11 protein-coding genes are annotated in these 16,006 nt (G+C 66.9%); all 11 read left to right on the forward strand.

What is annotated here, in order from left to right; all coding sequences use genetic code 11:
• The first annotated feature begins 41 nt into the window (after nucleotides 1-41).
• The 11 genes from AruCF_RS13485 to AruCF_RS13535 all read left to right on the forward strand — a co-directional run bounded on the left by AruCF_RS13485 (nucleotide 42) and on the right by AruCF_RS13535 (nucleotide 15,984).
• On the forward strand, nucleotides 42-992 hold the full coding sequence (locus tag AruCF_RS13485) for a LysR substrate-binding domain-containing protein (RefSeq protein ID WP_054495533.1): 951 nt from the start codon (nucleotides 42-44) through the stop codon (nucleotides 990-992).
• A 117-nt stretch (nucleotides 993-1,109) separates the two neighbouring features.
• The gene (locus tag AruCF_RS13490; protein WP_006386428.1) at nucleotides 1,110-1,610 is read left to right on the forward strand and encodes a Dps family protein; all 501 of its coding nucleotides are present in this window, start codon (nucleotides 1,110-1,112) and stop codon (nucleotides 1,608-1,610) included.
• A gap of 891 nt (nucleotides 1,611-2,501) precedes the next feature.
• On the forward strand, nucleotides 2,502-3,761 hold the full coding sequence (locus tag AruCF_RS13495) for a nucleotide sugar dehydrogenase (RefSeq protein WP_080977411.1): 1,260 nt from the start codon (nucleotides 2,502-2,504) through the stop codon (nucleotides 3,759-3,761).
• Nucleotides 3,762-3,799: 38 nt separating this feature from the next.
• The gene (locus AruCF_RS13500) at nucleotides 3,800-6,280 is read left to right on the forward strand and encodes a hypothetical protein (protein WP_049073535.1); all 2,481 of its coding nucleotides are present in this window, start codon (nucleotides 3,800-3,802) and stop codon (nucleotides 6,278-6,280) included.
• Nucleotides 6,277-8,340: a glycosyltransferase gene (locus AruCF_RS13505; RefSeq protein WP_083036774.1), complete on the forward strand. Its 2,064-nt coding sequence runs from the start codon at nucleotides 6,277-6,279 to the stop codon at nucleotides 8,338-8,340. Before AruCF_RS13500 ends, AruCF_RS13505 begins: the two co-directional genes overlap by 4 nt.
• 38 nt (nucleotides 8,341-8,378) lie before the next feature.
• A complete protein-coding gene (locus AruCF_RS13510) occupies nucleotides 8,379-9,542 on the forward strand; it encodes a polysaccharide biosynthesis/export family protein (protein ID WP_049073537.1) in 1,164 nt (387 codons plus the stop codon).
• A gap of 7 nt (nucleotides 9,543-9,549) precedes the next feature.
• Complete coding sequence (locus AruCF_RS13515) at nucleotides 9,550-10,890, forward strand: ABC transporter permease (RefSeq protein WP_049073538.1); 1,341 nt, start codon at nucleotides 9,550-9,552, stop codon at nucleotides 10,888-10,890.
• Between the two features lie 9 nt (nucleotides 10,891-10,899).
• Entirely contained in the window at nucleotides 10,900-11,613 is a 714-nt protein-coding gene (locus tag AruCF_RS13520) for a P-loop NTPase family protein (protein ID WP_049073539.1), read from the forward strand.
• A 121-nt stretch (nucleotides 11,614-11,734) separates the two neighbouring features.
• Entirely contained in the window at nucleotides 11,735-12,766 is a 1,032-nt protein-coding gene (locus AruCF_RS13525) for a KpsE/RkpR family capsule polysaccharide export protein (protein WP_054416734.1), read from the forward strand.
• Nucleotides 12,759-14,693: a Vi polysaccharide transport protein VexE gene (locus tag AruCF_RS13530; protein WP_083036776.1), complete on the forward strand. Its 1,935-nt coding sequence runs from the start codon at nucleotides 12,759-12,761 to the stop codon at nucleotides 14,691-14,693. The genes AruCF_RS13525 and AruCF_RS13530 overlap by 8 nt, the downstream gene beginning before the upstream one ends.
• Before the next feature lie 112 nt (nucleotides 14,694-14,805).
• Nucleotides 14,806-15,984, forward strand: a complete 1,179-nt coding sequence (locus AruCF_RS13535; protein ID WP_416232634.1) for a pectate lyase family protein — start codon at nucleotides 14,806-14,808, stop codon at nucleotides 15,982-15,984.
• Nucleotides 15,985-16,006 lie beyond the last annotated feature (22 nt).

Below are 16,006 nucleotides of genomic sequence, written 5' to 3' on the forward strand. Positions count from 1 at the left end.
GCCGCCCATCGGGCCGGCGCCCAACCCCCGGGGCCTAGTCCATGACTCTGACCGAACTCAAATACATCGTGGCCGTGGCCCGTGAGCGCCATTTCGGCCGGGCGGCCGAGGCCTGTTTCGTCAGCCAGCCCACGCTGTCGGTGGCGATCCGCAAGCTCGAGGACGAGCTGGGCGTGACGCTGTTCGAGCGGGGCGGGGCCGAAGTGGGCGTGACGCCCATCGGCCAGCGCATCGTCGCCCAGGCCCAGAAGGTGCTGGAGGAAAGCGCCAGCATCAAGGAGATCGCGCGCCAGGGACATGACCCGCTGGCCGGTCCGTTGCGGGTCGGCGTGATCCACACCATTGGCCCGTACCTGCTGCCGCGCCTGGTGCCGGTGCAGATCGGCCGCACCCCGCAGATGCCGCTGCTGCTGCAGGAGAACTTCACGGTGCGGCTGGTGGAGCTGCTGCGCCAGGGCGAGATCGATTGCGCCATCATGGCGTTGCCGCTGCCGGAAGCGGGGCTGGTGATGCAGCCGCTGTACGACGAGCCATTCGTGGTGGCGGTGCCGCAAGACCACGAGCTGGCGCAGCGCGAATCGATCGATGCGCAGGACCTGAAGCAGCAGACGATGCTGCTGCTGGGCAGCGGCCACTGTTTCCGCGACCAGGTGCTGGAGGTGTGTCCGGAGCTGTCGCGCTTCTCGGCGGCCAGCGACGGCATCCAGCGCACCTTCGAAGGATCGTCGCTGGAAACCATCCGCCACATGGTGGCGGCCGGCATCGGCGTGACGGTGCTGCCGGTGACGGCGGTGCCGGAGCAGCCGCCGTCCAACAGCCTGCTGCGCTACCTGCCGTTCGAGGGCCACGTGCCCGAGCGCCGCGTGGTGCTGGCCTGGCGCCGCAGTTTTCCGCGATTGGCGGCGATCGAGGCGCTGGCCCAGGCGGTGTACGAATGCGACCTGCCCGGCGTGCGGATGCTGTCGGACGAAGCCGCGGCCGTGCAGGATTGAAATTGCGAGTGCATTTGCGCTCGATCAAGCCGCCTTGCGCCGGCCGGCCTTTGGGCCGGATTGTCGCAATCGCGATGTTATCCTCGTTTTGTCTACCAACCCCACAGGGAGCTAGCAATGGCAAAGTCCTCCAAGAAGACCCCCAGCGTTCCGCGCATCAACATCGGCATTTCGGACAAGGACCGCGCCGCCGTCGCCGGCGAGCTGTCCAAGCTGCTGGCCGACTCGTACACCTTGTACCTGATGACGCACAACTTCCACTGGAACGTCACGGGGCCCATGTTCAACACCCTGCACCTGATGTTCATGACCCAGTACACCGAGTCGTGGAACGCGCTGGACAGCATCGCCGAGCGCATCCGCGCCCTGGGCCACTACGCGCCGGGCACGTATCGCGAGTACGCCAAGCTGTCGTCCATCGCCGAGCCGGAATCCGTGCCCGAAGCGCTGGAAATGGTGCGCCTGCTGGTCAACGCCAATGAGTCGGTCGCCAAGACCGCCCGCGCCGCCTTCGAGAAGGCCGACGCCGCCAACGACCAGCCGACCGCCGACCTGCTGACCCAGCGCCTGGACGTGCACGAAAAGAACGCCTGGATGCTGCGCAGCCTGCTGCAGTAAGCGCCGCCGCGGCGCCCTTGCGGGCGCCGATGATATGCCTGGCCCCTGGGAACCTTGTTCCCAGGGGCTTTTTCATGCGCCGGCGCGCCGCGCCGGGGCGTTCTATCCCCTGGGTGCCGGGGACAACAATGCCGCCCGCGCTGCGGGAAGCCACTGAGCGCGCTTTTCGCGGCCGCGTGCCGGTTTGCCACAAGGGCGGGCGGGTGATTATCTGCAGAGTGGGGCGGCTATATGCGCCGATGGGCGGCCGCCCTTTGCCGCACTTGTTCGAATGTGTAATCCACCCGCGTGTCATCGGTGGAAGTCATTTCAATATCAGGACAAATTTGCACCGGCGCGGCTCGCGGGGTTCATATGCCATGCCCTTTCAAAATGGTCAATCGTCGGAACTATTTTCGGCTCGCGCCTAGCACGATATTTTTCGCAGATTCGGACGCCATCCGTGACTTGAAGTTGCAATAAAGACATTTCCCCCAGGGCATTACTGTGATTCCCAGGAGAATGCTCATTCCTTGCGGTTTTATTAAGCCAAGATAAAAAAACGACTTTATATATTTGCTTACAAGACAAACGATCTCATTTATTTCAATTTGTGTAGAAAAAGAGATTATTTCAGGGATTTCCCCACGTTTATTACGACCCCCGCGACTTATTTCCATAGCATCGAAAACTTTTAGAAAAAAATTTGCTGTCGGCCCGGCCTACGATTCGTTGGCTCGCTATGCGTTCGTATGACGACGTATCGAGTTGTAATTAATTTTGAGCAACGCGTCCACCCCGGGCATTAATAGGCGATGTGATTCGCATCGATTTACCAATGCCTGGGCGTCGGTTTCTAGTGTCTTCGACATGACGAAAACAGTGAGGTCCCCCGTGGTAAAGAGAATCGCAGTGTGCGGTCTTGGATATGTCGGCCTGCCCGTGGCCGTGGCATTTTCCAGGCGTTTTGATGTCGTCGGCTTTGATGTGGACAAGCGACGGATCACGAGCCTTAAACAGGGAGAGGACTGGACCGGCGAGATCGAGCGCGATGCCTTGCTGGCTTCGCCCATGCAGTTCACCGATCAGGTCAGCGAGCTGCAAGGGTGCGATTTCTTCGTCGTCGCGGTGCCGACGCCGGTCGACGAGAAAAACAACCCCGATTTTTCCCTGCTGGTGCGCGCCTGCCGTTCGATCGGCCCGGTGCTGCGTCCTGGCTGCATCGTGGTCTTCGAATCCACGGTGCATCCCGGCGCGACCGAGGAAATCTGCGGACCGGAGCTGGAAAAGGCGTCGGGCCTGCGCTGCGGCGTCGATTTCAAGCTTGGCTACAGCCCCGAACGGATCAATCCGGGCGACCGCGAGCATCCGCTGGAGAAGATCGTCAAGATCGTGTCCGGCCAGGACGAGGAATCGCTGGAGGTCATCGCCGGCGTCTATGAGCAGATCATCGACGCGGGCGTGCATCGCGCCTCCTCCATCAAGGTGGCCGAGGCCGCCAAGGTGCTGGAGAACACGCAGCGCGACATCAACATCGCGCTGATGAACGAGATGTCGAAGATCTGCGACCTGGTCGGCATCCGCACCGCCGAAGTGCTGGCGGCCGCCGGCACCAAGTGGAACTTCCTCAAGTTCACGCCCGGCCTGGTCGGCGGCCACTGCATCGGCGTGGATCCCTACTACCTGACATCCAAGGCCCAGGAGCTGGGCTACCACCCGGAAGTGATCCTGTCGGGCCGCCGCATCAACGACGGCATGGCCAGCCACGTGGCCTCGCGGGTGGTGCAGACGCTGGCCCGCAACGGCCGGCTGAACGCTTCGACCCGGGTCGGCATCCTGGGCATGACGTTCAAGGAAAACGTGCCGGACATCCGCAATTCGAAGGTGGTCGACCTGTACCGCGCCCTTGGCGAATACGGCATTACCCCGGTGGCCTGCGACCCGATGGTCGACGCCGAGCAGATGCGGCATGAGTACGGCATCAGCCTGGTGACGCGCGACCAGTTCCGCGACATGGACGTGCTGATCCTGGCGGTGCCGCACCGCGAGACCATGGACACCATCTGGGAAGACATGCCGGAACTGGTCAAGGCCGGCGGCATGGTGTGCGACCTGAAGTCCGTGCTGGACAGCCGCCGGCTTCAGCCCGATCTCTTGTACTGGACCCTCTGAGGCCAGGCCCGCAACCCAACAACACAGGAGAGGCCCGAATGACCGCCTTTACCATCGCGCCGATAGGCACTTGCCGCATCCACACCCCGCTGCGCGACGCAGTGGGACGCTACCCGATCAAACAGCAGCTCGGGCGCAATTACGGTTTCGTCCACACCAGCGCCGAGGCGCTGCAGCAGGCCCGCTTCATGTTCGGCCAGACCGAGATTCCCGCCGACGTGCAGCGCGTGATCTTCCGTCCGTCCAATGGCGAGCAGGCCCGGCGCGGCGTGCACAAACCGGCCGACCTGTACATGGTCGAACTGTCGTCGCGCAAGCTGCTGACCGTTGACGGCTATCCCATCCAGTCCAACTACCTGGTGCGCTACTTCAGCGAATTCTTCGCCGACCGCGCGCGCACTCGCACGTTCTGGTCCCAGGCCAGCGACGAGCGGCTGGCCGAGCGCCGCGCGTGGCTGGACCAGGACGCCGTCTTCAAGAGCCTGTCGGCGGACAACCGCGACCTGCTCGCGCGCATCGTCAAGCGTGAACAGACGGACGACGAGATCGCGCAGCAGATGCAGGCGCTGGTCGACCTGCTGGGCCGCGACAAGGTGGTGTTCGTCACGCACGTCAACGCCATGACGCCCGACAACGTGCCGATCGAGCAACGGGCGCAACTGATCGCCGCCGTGACCGCCAGCGCGCAGCAGATCGGCGTGCCTTGCTACGACCCGACGCCGCTGATGAACAAGATTGGCCAGGCCGACGCGCTGGAAGACGGCGGGCTGGACCTGACGCACTACACCCCGCTGTTCGCCGAGCGCCTGTACACCGAATGGTTCAAGACCTTCGTGCGTCCGCGCATGAGCGCCTCCACGCCGCAGGCGGCCGTGCCCAAGCTGGGTGCCGAGGAAAGCGCCGAACGCATCGAGAAGCTCTGGGACGCGGGCGAACTGCGCGAGGCCTCGCGCCGCCTGCGCGACGTGCTGCGCCGCCATCCGGGCCTGCCCGACCACACGCTGCTGTTCGCCCGCATCCAGGAGGAACTGGGCGACTACGAAGGTTCGCTGGCGCTGCTGGAGGGCGCGGACGGCGCGCTGGCCACCGGCAGCAAGGCCGAGCAGATCCTGATGCGCAACCATTTCAAGCTGGGCCGCCACGAAGTCGCGCACTCGCTGGCCGCCGGCCTGCTGGGCGACGAGATCGAGACGCCGGAAATCGTGCGCATCGCGGCGATTTCCGCCGGTCACCTGGGGTTCGTGGACGAGGCGCTGGGCAACTGGAAGCAGCTGTTCCGTATTTCCTCGCCGCAGGACGCGACCGCGACCGAGGCGGCCGACACCGTGCTGTCGCTGCTGCAGGCGGGCAGCGACATGGACGCCGCCTTGCGCTGGGTGCATGAAGTGCGCGAGGCGATTCCGTCGCATGGCCGCAGCTTCGCGATGCTGTGGCGCGACCGGCTGATCGCGGGAGACCGCGCGGGTCTGCGCGCGCTGGCCGCCGAATCGCCGGCGCTCAAGGACTTCGAGGCGCTTGAACTGGTCAAGGAAGCGACCTGGCGCGGCTGCATCATGGCCGCGGCCGCGCTGGCCGAGTCGTGCAAGCTGGCCGACAGCGAGCAGGAGGATATTTCCGGCTGGCTGCGCACGCAGTCCGCGGCCTGGGCCGAGGAGGGCGCGCAGGCGCTGGAGGAAGGCCGCCTGCGCGACGCCGCCGAGCGCATCTGCGCGCACCGCCTGCTCAATCCCGACGCCCTGGCCGGCGTGCGCGCGCAGCGCGCCTTCGAACGGGCCATGCGCCTGGGCGTGCGGGCCGCGCTGGTGGCGGGCAACCACAAGGAAGTGATCGACCTGACCGACATCGCGCTCGATACCCAGGTCGAGTTCCCCGAGCTGCATGCCATGCGGGGACGCGCGGCGGACGCGCTGGGCGACAAGCAGACCGCCATGCGGCATCTGGAGCAGGCCGCGGCGAACGAATCCGCGCCGTTCAGCACGCAATTGCATTTCGCGCGCGTGGCGTTCAATGGCGGCTGGTTCGGCGAGGCCATCGATGCCTACAAGATGGTCCTGGCCCATGCGTCGGCGGACCAGAGCGCCAAGGACGAGGCCGAGCGCCAGCTCGGGCGACTCGGACCGCGCGCCATTCGCGGCGCCCGGGAAATCCTGTCCGGCGGCGATCCCAAGGCGGCCTGGAACCTGCTGGAGCGTGTCGCGCAGTCGTGGCCGGGGATGCCGGAGGTCGATCACGAGAAGCGCCGCATCCTGGCCGTGATGTACGCGGAGGCGCGCGCGCTGGAGTCGTCCAGCACCACCGAGCGCCTGGCGCTGGGCGAGCGGATTCTGCAATTGGTGCCCGACGATCCCATCGGCCTGCGCCTGGCCGCGGTCGGCGCCATGCGCCTGCATCGCTTCGAACAGGCCTTGCCCTACTGGCGCGCGCTGCAGGAGCGTTCCGACAACCCGGCCCAGTACGACCACTACATCGAGCGCTGCCAGGTGTGGATCGACAAGGCCAACCGCAGGAAGGCCGCATGAATCCGCCCCTGATCACCGAGCGCAAGAGCGCCGCGTCGCCGGACCTGCAGGCGGTCCAGGCGCGGCTGGAGGAAATCGTGGCGGCATCGGGTCGGGTCCAGGTGGCGCAGGCCAACCTGGCCGACGCGCAGGCGCTGGCGCGCGGCCACATGGCCGATTCCAAGGTCCGCTTCCTGCTGCTGCGATTGAAGGAGGCGGCGGGCCTGAACGAAGGGATGTCCGAACAGTGGGCCACGTTGTTGCGGGAATGCCCCGATGACCTGGAAATCGTGCGTTATCGCGCGACGCGCCTGGTCAAGGAGCGCCACGTCGAGGAAGCGCTTGCCCTGGTCGAGCGGCATCTGCCAGAGTCCACGGACAACCCCACCCGGCTGTTCGCCCGCGCCAAGCTGCTCAGCGACATCCGCGCGCATGAGCAGTCGGACGAGCTGTTCCGCCGGCTGATCCTGCAGCATACGGACCGCAACATCCGCGTCGAGTTCGCCAAGCGCCTGCGCAAGCGCGGCCTGTTGGCGGACGCGTTTGACGTGATCGCGCCCGTGGCCAAGCATCTGGCGCCGGGCAGCAAGGCGGCGGAGCTGGCCAATGGCCTGGCCAGCGACTACGCCTTTTACCAGCGCCTGGAGCCCGAGAGCGCGCTGGCGGGCAAAGACATCCGGATCGTGTCGATGAAGCACGCGATCCTGCACTTCCGCCATCGAAAGATCCCGGAATATTCTCCCGAGAAACCGGTGTCGGTCGCCCTGGTGACGGGCAGCCTGGGGCCCGGCGGGGCCGAGCGCCAGTTGACGCGTCTGGCCGGAGAGCTGGCCCGCATGGCGGACAAGCCCGAAGCCGGGGTGGCCGATGCGCCGTTGAAGCCCGAGAAAGTCGAAGTGCTGGTCAAACAGCACACCGAGCCGGCCGGTTCCACCAAGAAGCAGGGCCTGGACTTCTTCCTGTCGGTGCTGGTCAAGGCGCGGATTCCGGTCACGGAGATCAACAAGCTGCCCGCGATTTCGGTGGCCCACCAATCCGTGCCGGACGGCAGCCTGAGCCGGTTGCTGGAGCAGTTGCCGCCGCCGGTGCACTATGGCGTGACGCGCCTGGCGCCCGTGCTGCGCGCCAGCACCTTCGACGTGGTGAGCCTGTGGCAGGACGGCACCTGCCTGTTCGGCGCCCTGGCGGCGCTGCTGGCCGGCGCGCCGACCATCCATCTGGTGTTCCGCGGCTTGCCGCCGAACATCCGCAAGGATCGCTTCCGCGAAGAGTATCCCGAGCTGTACCAGGCCCTGGCCCAGGTGCCCGGCGTGCATTTCGTCAGCAACAGCCGCAAGGCCGCCGAGGCCTACGCGGAGTGGCTCGGCATTCCCATCGTGCGCTTCCACGTGCTGTACAACGGCGTGCCGGACCTGACCACCGACGCCGCCGAGGCGGACCAGGAGAAGTGGCGCGCCTTCGAGGAGAGCACGGCCGATGCCACGGAAACCATCGGCGGCGTGTTCCGCCTGGAGCCGGACAAGCGGCCGCAACTGTGGATCAAGCTGGCGGCGCTTTACCTGAAACAGCGGCCGCGGGCGCGCTTTGTCATCGTCGGCGACGGCCGGCTGCACGAGAACATCGTGGCGCTGGCGGAAGAACTGCGGGTGATGGACCGGCTGCTGCTGGTCGGCTTGTCGAACCACGTGGGCTACTGGTATTCGCGGATGGACGCCAAGGTCCTGCTGACGCGCTACGAGGGCTTGCCCAACGTGTTGATCGAGGCTCAGCTGCTGGGCGTGCCCGTCGTGTCGACCCCGGCCGGCGGGGCGGGGGAGTGCTTCGAGGAAGACCAGACGGGCCACCTGCTGGGCGATGTGGAGCATCCTGACCTGCACGAGGCCTGCGACAAAGTGGTGTCGATCGTCGACCGGGTGCGCGCCGACGAGAGCCTGAGGGCGCAGAGCCGCCAGCGGGCGCAGACCCTGTTCTCGCTGGACGCCATGCTGGCCAAGTTCCTGAGCCTGTGCATGCCGCTCATGCCCGTGTCGGAGAACGACGAACGCATGGATATGCCGCCGATGCGCCTGATGCAGGCCTGAGCCCGCGTCCGACCCTGGTATTGAAGATAAAGGAAACTATGCAAATGAATGTCCCGGCCGCGGGCCCGCGCCGCCTGGCGGCGCCGGCCCTGCTGCTGATTACCGTGCTTATGCTCAGCGGCTGCCAGTTGCCGCGCTCCGGCCCCATGCTGAGCGAGATGACCGGCGCGCACGACGACAAGGACGTGATCGTGATGCCTGCCTCGCGCGAGCTTGCGCGCGCGAGCCGGGTGCCCGAGGTCGCCGATTTTCCGGTGCGCTACCGCGACCTGACCCAGGCCGGCTTCGACAGCCTGGTGCCGGGCGACGGCATCAACGTGAAGGTGTGGGAGCGTGGCGGGCTGGGCGTGTTCGCGGCGGATCCGTCCGGCGTGAGCGACCTGGGCAACCAGGAACTGGACCGCAATGGCAACGTCTCCTTTCCCATCCTTGGCAAGTTCCAGGCCGGCGGCATGACGCTGGGGCAACTGCATGACGCCATCGTGGCGCGCCTGAGCCGGCTGGTGGCGGGCGCCGACGTGAGCGTGACGCGGGTGGCGGATGCCCGCGGCCAGATGGTGACGGTGCAGGGCAACCTGACCAAGCCGGGCATGTATCCGATCACCCAGACCTCCCAGCGGCTCAGCAGCGCGCTGGCGCAGGCGGCGCCGGTGCAGACCAATCCCGAGCAACTTGTCATCAGCCTGCGGCGCGACAACCAGATTGCCTCGGTGCGCCTGTCGGACATCTACCGCAACCAGAACAACGACATCCTGCTGCGCGCCGGCGACGTCATCACCGCGTACGAATCGCGCGAGTTCCTGACGGTGCTGGGCGCGGCCGGCAACCAGGGCCGCGTGGCTATCAGCAAGCGCAACTACAGCGTGCTGGACGCGCTGGCCGATGCCCGGGGTCTGGATGACAAGACGGCCGACCCGCGTTCGGTTTTCCTGTTCACGCCCGCGCAGGCCGGTGCGGAGGGCAAGCCGGACCTGCTGCCCGTGGTGTACCAGTTCGACCTGACGCGTCCGGAGCAGGTGGCGCTGGCTCGCGAATTCAGCGTGCACGAGGGCCAGGCGATCTATATCTCGGACGCGCCGTTCACGCAGGTGCAGAAGGTGCTGTCCGCGTTCCGCGTGACCATGAGCGCCGGCTTCAGCGCCACGCGAGCCATCGATTCCGATTCGGGCGGGTCCAGTTCCTCCAGCGGCGTCAGCCAGTAGCGCGTCGATGAGCAACGAGGATCGGATCAAGGGGTGGCGCGCGCGGAGAAAGGACAGCAGCTACGCGGTGGGATCGGGCGTCGATGCCTGGCGCCTGGACCCCGCCGCGCTGTTCGAGGCCAAGGCCGAGCCGGCCGTGCTGTTCAAGCCTTTGCTGGCGCGCCTGCAGGGCGAACCGCATGACTCGGTGGCCGCGCGGCGGGCGGTATACGAGGCCGTGCAGGCCGAGCTGGACGCGGAGATCGCGCGCGCCGGGGTCGACGAGACGCTGGCGGATTTCTCCCGGCGGCGCCTGCGCATCATCGTGCGGCTGCTGGAGCAGGACATTCGCGCGGGCGTCGAGGTGTTCGCGCCCGGCTATATGCCCGCGCGGCTGGTGGCGGAAGACCAGCGCCTGGCCCAGGCGCATGCGCGGCGCGAGGAGCGGCGCAGGCAGGACGAGGCGCGCGACGCGCGACGCCACGCCTCGCGAAACGATATCGCGCTGGAAATGGAACTGCCGCCGGGGGAGGCCGGCGACCTGGCGATCCTGCGCGACCGTGTGCGGGGGTTGCATGCCGGGCACCATCCGCGCATGGCCGGCCGTGGCTGGCCGGGCGGACGCACGCTGCTGGCGCTGTTCGTCTACCAGCTGAACGTGATGCATGGCGAGAGCCGGATCGCCCTGTTGTGGGCGTTGGTGGGGCCGGTGGTGCTGCTGACGCTGATTTCGTCGCTGTACATCCTGATGGGCACGCACTACATCCTGGGGATGGACGTGCAGACCTTCTCGCTCTTGGGCGCGACGACCTGGATCATGTTCCGGCAGATCATCTTCCGCAGCAGCACGGCCTACGTATCGGCGCGCGGCCTGCTGAACTTCCAGGGCGTTTCGCCCTTGATGTGCGCGCTGGTGCAGGCAGTGCTGTATGTGTCGGTGTACCTGGTGGTGTTCGTGGTGCTGATCAGCGCCGGCCATGCGCTGGACCTGATCACGTTGCCCAGGAGCTGGCCGGGCTTCATGCTGTACGTGGTGTTGATGGCGTGCTGCGCCGCGGCGATGGGCCTGCTGTTTGGCGCGATCGCAACGTTCTGGCACTTCTTCCTGCGGCTGGCGCCGGTGATCGAGCGCTTTCTGCAGATTTTCTCGGGCGTCTTTTTCGTTTCGGAGCAGTTGCCCGAGCAATTGCGGCCCTGGATGCTGTGGCTGCCGTTCGCGCATGGCATGCAGCTGCTGCGCTCGGCCTACTTCGACGCCTACACGTCGCAGGACGCGAGCCTGGGGTATTTCCTGACCAGCATGGTGTTCCTGATGGTGGTGGCCCTGGCGGCGGAACGGCTGGCCCGTCCCAACATCCAGCCGATGTGAGCAATGACGATGATTCATCTGAACGGCGTGACGGACACCCCCCTGGCCTTTGGCCATCGGCAGGCGCTGCTGGCCCACGCGCAACTCGACATTCCGGTTGGTCGCTACGCCTTGCTTTCGCCCACGCCGGAGCTGCATCGCCAGATCATCGACCTGCTGTGCGGCCTGCGTCCGCCGCGCCGGGGCTTCGTCCACCATGACGGCAACGTCTCCTGGGCGATCGGCCGGCAGGGCTTCATCCGTGGCAAGGCCAACGGCCTGAGCATGATCGAACTGGTGAGCCAGATGTACGAGATCGATGCCGACGCCACCTATGAACTGGTGGCCGACCTGGTCAGTGACCCCAAGAGCCTGAGCCGGCCGATGGAGCATTGGCCGCTGTATGCAAGGCAGGAGTTTTCGTTCGCGCTGGCGCTGGCGCCGGCGTTCGACGTTTACGTGATCGAAGGGGCCATTCCCTTCGAACCCTGCCGTTTCACCCGTCTCTGGCTGGCGCTGTTCGAAGAACGGCTGGTCGGCAGGACGCTCATTCTTTCCAGTTATCGCCAGAATCAATTGGCGGACTATTGCCTGAAGGGCCTGATTTATGAACGAAGCGCACTCCGCATCGAAGACGACCTCGACCAGTGCATCCAGAAGTTCCCTCCGCGACGATCACGAAGCGAATCCGGAACAGGCGACGACGTTTTCGGCGGATTCGACGAGGGCCAGCTCGGCTTCTGAGAGCGGTTCCGAGATCGAGCGCCGGCGCCGCGAACGCGAGGCGGCCCTGGCCGAGCGCCGTCGCCGGCGCTGGGTCAATGCGCTGATCGTGATCGCCCCGGTCGCGCTGGCGCTGGTGTACGTGCTGTGCGTCGCCACACCGCGCTACGAGGCGGAATCGCGCTTTTTCGTGCAGTCGGGGTCGGGCCAGCAGGGCGGCGGCGCCATGGCGGCCAGCCTGCTCACCACGGGAAACTCGGGCGGCATGCTCGGCGGCTTCGTCGACGGCTGGGCGGTCAGTGATTTCCTGCGGTCGCGCGACAGCATGCGGCAGCTGGACAAGAAGGTCGGCCTGCGGCGCTACCTGCTCAACAACGGGCTGGACCCGGCGAACCGTCTGTCAGAGGATTCCAGCGAGGATGATCTGTATCGCGCCTATCGGGCCTCGGTCCAGGTTTCCTTCAATGCGCTGGAGCAGATCGACGTGCTGCGGGTGCGGGCCTATTCGCCCGAAGACGCGGAAACCCTGTCCAGGGCCTTGATCGGCCTGGCCGAAGACTTCGTCAGTTCCATGAACGAAAAAGGCGTGGCGGACAAGCTGAAGGTCAGCGAGGAATCGGTCAGGCAGGCCGAGCAGAAGGCGCTGAGCGCCCGCGAAGCGCTGACCGCCTGGCGTACCACGCATGGCAACATCGACCCGACCGCGACGGTGGCCATGCTGCTGAATCTGTCGAGCCAGCTGGAAGCGGAGTTGAGCACCGCCCAGATCAACCTGGACAAGATCCGTGCGTTGAACAACAAGGATCACTTCATGCTCAAGCCGGCCGAAACGCAGGTCGTGGCCCTGAAAAAACGGCTCGCCGCCGTGCGCCAGCGCCTGAGCGGCGAGGGCAACACGGAAGCGAAGCAACTCAAGTCATACGAGGCGCTGCGCAATACCCAGGCCTTTGCCGATTCGAATCTGACGCTGGCGCAGCAGTCTTACCAGCAGGCCGTGACGGACGCCCTGCGCCTGCAGCGTTACTTGTCCATCATCGCCCAGCCGGTCTCCACCGACCGGCCCAGCAGCCCGCGCACGGGGGTGTTGCTGCTGCAGGCGCTGGCGCTGGGCTTCGTGCTCATGTTCGTGCTGCGCGCGGCGATGGCTTTGTTGCGAGGATTGCGCCATGGTTGATACGACGATAGAACGCCCCGGCGCCGCCGCGGCGCCGACGCGGACCGCCACCGCCGCGAGCGATGCCACCAGCCGCCTGCGCGGGGTCATCAAGCGGATCCTGGAGGCCGACGACCCGTTGGAGGCGATGGCCGAGTTGGGGCCGGCGCTGGCCAGGGTGGAAGAGGGCTGGCGCGATGCGCGCCGCTTGCTGGTGTCGCCATTCGTGCGGGTGGGGCGGCTGGAGCCGGCGATTGCCGCGCTGGAATGCCTGGTGGCGGCCTACCCGGCGCGCTCCGACGACCGCCGCCTGCTGGCCAGCCTGCTGGGCCGCACCGAGCAGTGGGAGCGGGCCATCGCCCAGGCGGACGCGGCCGCCGCCATCGCGCCGGATTCCGCGGCGCTGCAGGCCGGGCGGATACAACTGCGCGTGCAGGCCGGACGCATCGCCGAGGCCGCCGCCGTCGCGCGCCAGACCGCCGCCGTGTCGCGCGTCGATCCCGGCGAAGCGCACTGGTGGATGCTGGCGTATTCACGCAATGGCGACGCCGCCGAGGCGGCCGGCGTTGCCTTGGCCCTGGACGGGGCTGGCCTGCCGAACGCGCGCGTGGCGACAGTGGCCGTGCGCGCGCTGCTCGACGACGACCGGGTCGAGGCGGCGATCCAGCTGGGCAATGCGGCCCTGGACGCGGGACATGACGCGCCGGCGCTGCGCGCTTCGCTGGGGTTGGCGCACCTGCGCCGCGCCACCGAGGATGACCGCAAGCAGCATGCCCTGGCGCATTTCGAGGCGGGCCTGAAGGCAGCGCCCGCCGACGTACGGCTGTTGACCCTGCATGGCGAAACGCTGCTGCGCGCCGGCCGCTACAAGGAGGCCGAGGCGCCGTTGCGGCAGGCCGTGGAACTGGCCCCGGAGCTGGAGCAGACCCGCGCCCTGTATGCGCGCGCGCTGCGCTACACGCTGCGGTACGAGGAGGCCGCCGACCAATTGATGCGGCTGGTCGAGAAATCGCCCGACAAGCGGCTCTGGCAGCGCGCGGCCATCGGCGCGCTGTCGCAGGCGGGCCGCAAGCAGGAAGCCGAGGCCCTGTTCGAACGCTACGTCGCGCAGCGCGGCCAGGCGCTGCCGGCGACGTTCCAGCAAGCCCTGGAGCAGCTGGAGCAGAAGCTGGACAGCGCGCCGATCCCGCAGGCGCGCCTGGACTGGGCCTGGTCGCTGCGCGGCGACGCCACGGCCGACCGCAAGCAATGGGAGCGGCGCGCGCGCTGGGGGCATCTGGTCGATCACCTGCTGTTCGACTGGCTCGAATGCCGCGAGGACAGTGTCGAGGAAGCCATGCAAATGCTGGGCGAGCTGGACACCGGCGAACGCTTCTTCGCGCCGCTGCTGGCGGCCGGCCGGGGCGTGGTGGTCGCCACGGCGCACGTGGGGCCCATGTATGCCGGCCTGATGGCGCTGGAATTGCTGGGCATTCCGTCGCGCTGGCTGGCGACCGCGCCCAGCATTGCCCAGAGCAGCTACGCCGCCGCCCTGATCTCCACCGCCGACCAGACCGAGGCGCAGGTCGCCAAAGCCTGCATGCGCGCGCTGGCGTCGGGCAACGTGCTGTGCCTGGCCGTGGACGGCGCCGCCAATCCGGCCGCGCCGCGCGTGGATTTCGAAGGGCAGTCCGTGACCTATTCCAGCTTCGCGGCGCACCTGGCGCATCGCCAGGGCGTGCCCTCGGTGTTCTACACGCCGCGCTGGGAAGACGGCCGCGTCGCCTACACGCTGGAGATGCTGCCCGCGGTCGAACCCGGGGAGGACGCCGACGCGTATGCGCGGCGTTGGCAGGAAGCGTATTTCAAGCACCTGCGGGCGCACGTGGCCGGCCCGCCGGAGAACCTGCGCCTGAGCGGCGGCATCTGGCGCCATGTGCAGTCCGCGGATCGGTCCGCGCAGCGGTAGGGAGTGAATGGGCATGAAAGCAGGAATGAATGCAACGGAAGGCGCGGCGGGCAGAGCGCCGCGGCACGGGCGCGGCCGGCTGGGCGCGCTTGCCTGGTTGCCTGTGTCGGGCATGCTCGTGGCGGCCATGCTGTATGGCGGCGCGGCCACCGCCAGTGAGTCCTGCGCCAGTCCGGACGAACGCTGCCCCTTCGTTTCCGAACTGCTGCAGCAGCGCGAAGGCTATGGCGCCCAGGCCACGGGCGGCCTGGGCGGCCGCTTCATCGAGGTGACCTCCGACCAGGATTCCGGGCCCGGCACACTGCGCGCCGCGCTGGCGCAAGCCAAGAAGGGGCCGACCTGGATCCGCTTCGCCTCGGACATGACGATCGTGCTGGACTCGCAGCTGCGCGTGCCGTCGAACACGACGATTGACGGTCGCGGCAAGCACGTAGCCCTGATCGATGACGGGCTGGGCGTGTATGGCAGCAGGAATGTCATCCTCACGCACCTGACCATCGACGGCCGCCTGAACCGGTTGACGCAGGCCGTGAACATCGCCAACAACAGTCGCGACGTCTGGGTCGACCACATGGACCTGTCGCGCATGTCCGACCGGTTGCTCAACGTCAAGAACGGCTCCACCGACGTGACGATCTCGTGGACGAAGTTCCACAATTCCAACAAGGTCATGCTGCTCAACAACATCACCTCGAAGAACCTGTTCGCGAACTACGAACGTGATTCCATCGCGCGGGTGACGCTGCACCACAATTATTTCTTCAACACCGTACAGCGCAATCCGCGGGGCCAGTTCGGCACCTTTCACCTGTTCAACAACCTGCTGGAGAACTGGGACTTCTACGGCATGAGTTTCAGCCTGGAGGCCAAGGCGCTGGTCGAGGGCAACATCTTCAACAATGATGCCAAGCGCCAGTGCGTGGAGCCGGAGTTCTTTCCCACGGTGGAAGGCGTGAAGGTCAATTACTGCCGCTATATCCCCACGGCCGCCAAGCGCAGCGCGCTGGACAACGGGGCGTCGGACGAGGGCGCCTACCAGGACTTGAAGGCGGTGCACGGCTATACGCGCGACTTCAAGGCGTTCCTGCGCCTGAAGGACAACCTCTATCTGGGAGACGCGAAGCCCGTGCTGCAGGACTACCGCCCGGAGGCTGCGCCGACGCCGCCGTACTGCTATGGCTATGAGAAGCCCTCGGCCGAACTGGCGGACCGGATCCGCAAGCACGCGGGCAACACCAGCGGCGATACGCCGCTGCCCGCGACGCGGGTGGGCGCGGGCTGCCCAAGATAGCGGCGGTCGGCGAGGCCGCGGC

The sequence above is a fragment of the Achromobacter ruhlandii genome (genome assembly GCF_002082135.1).
Classification (GTDB): Bacteria; Pseudomonadota; Gammaproteobacteria; order Burkholderiales; family Burkholderiaceae_B; genus Achromobacter; species Achromobacter ruhlandii.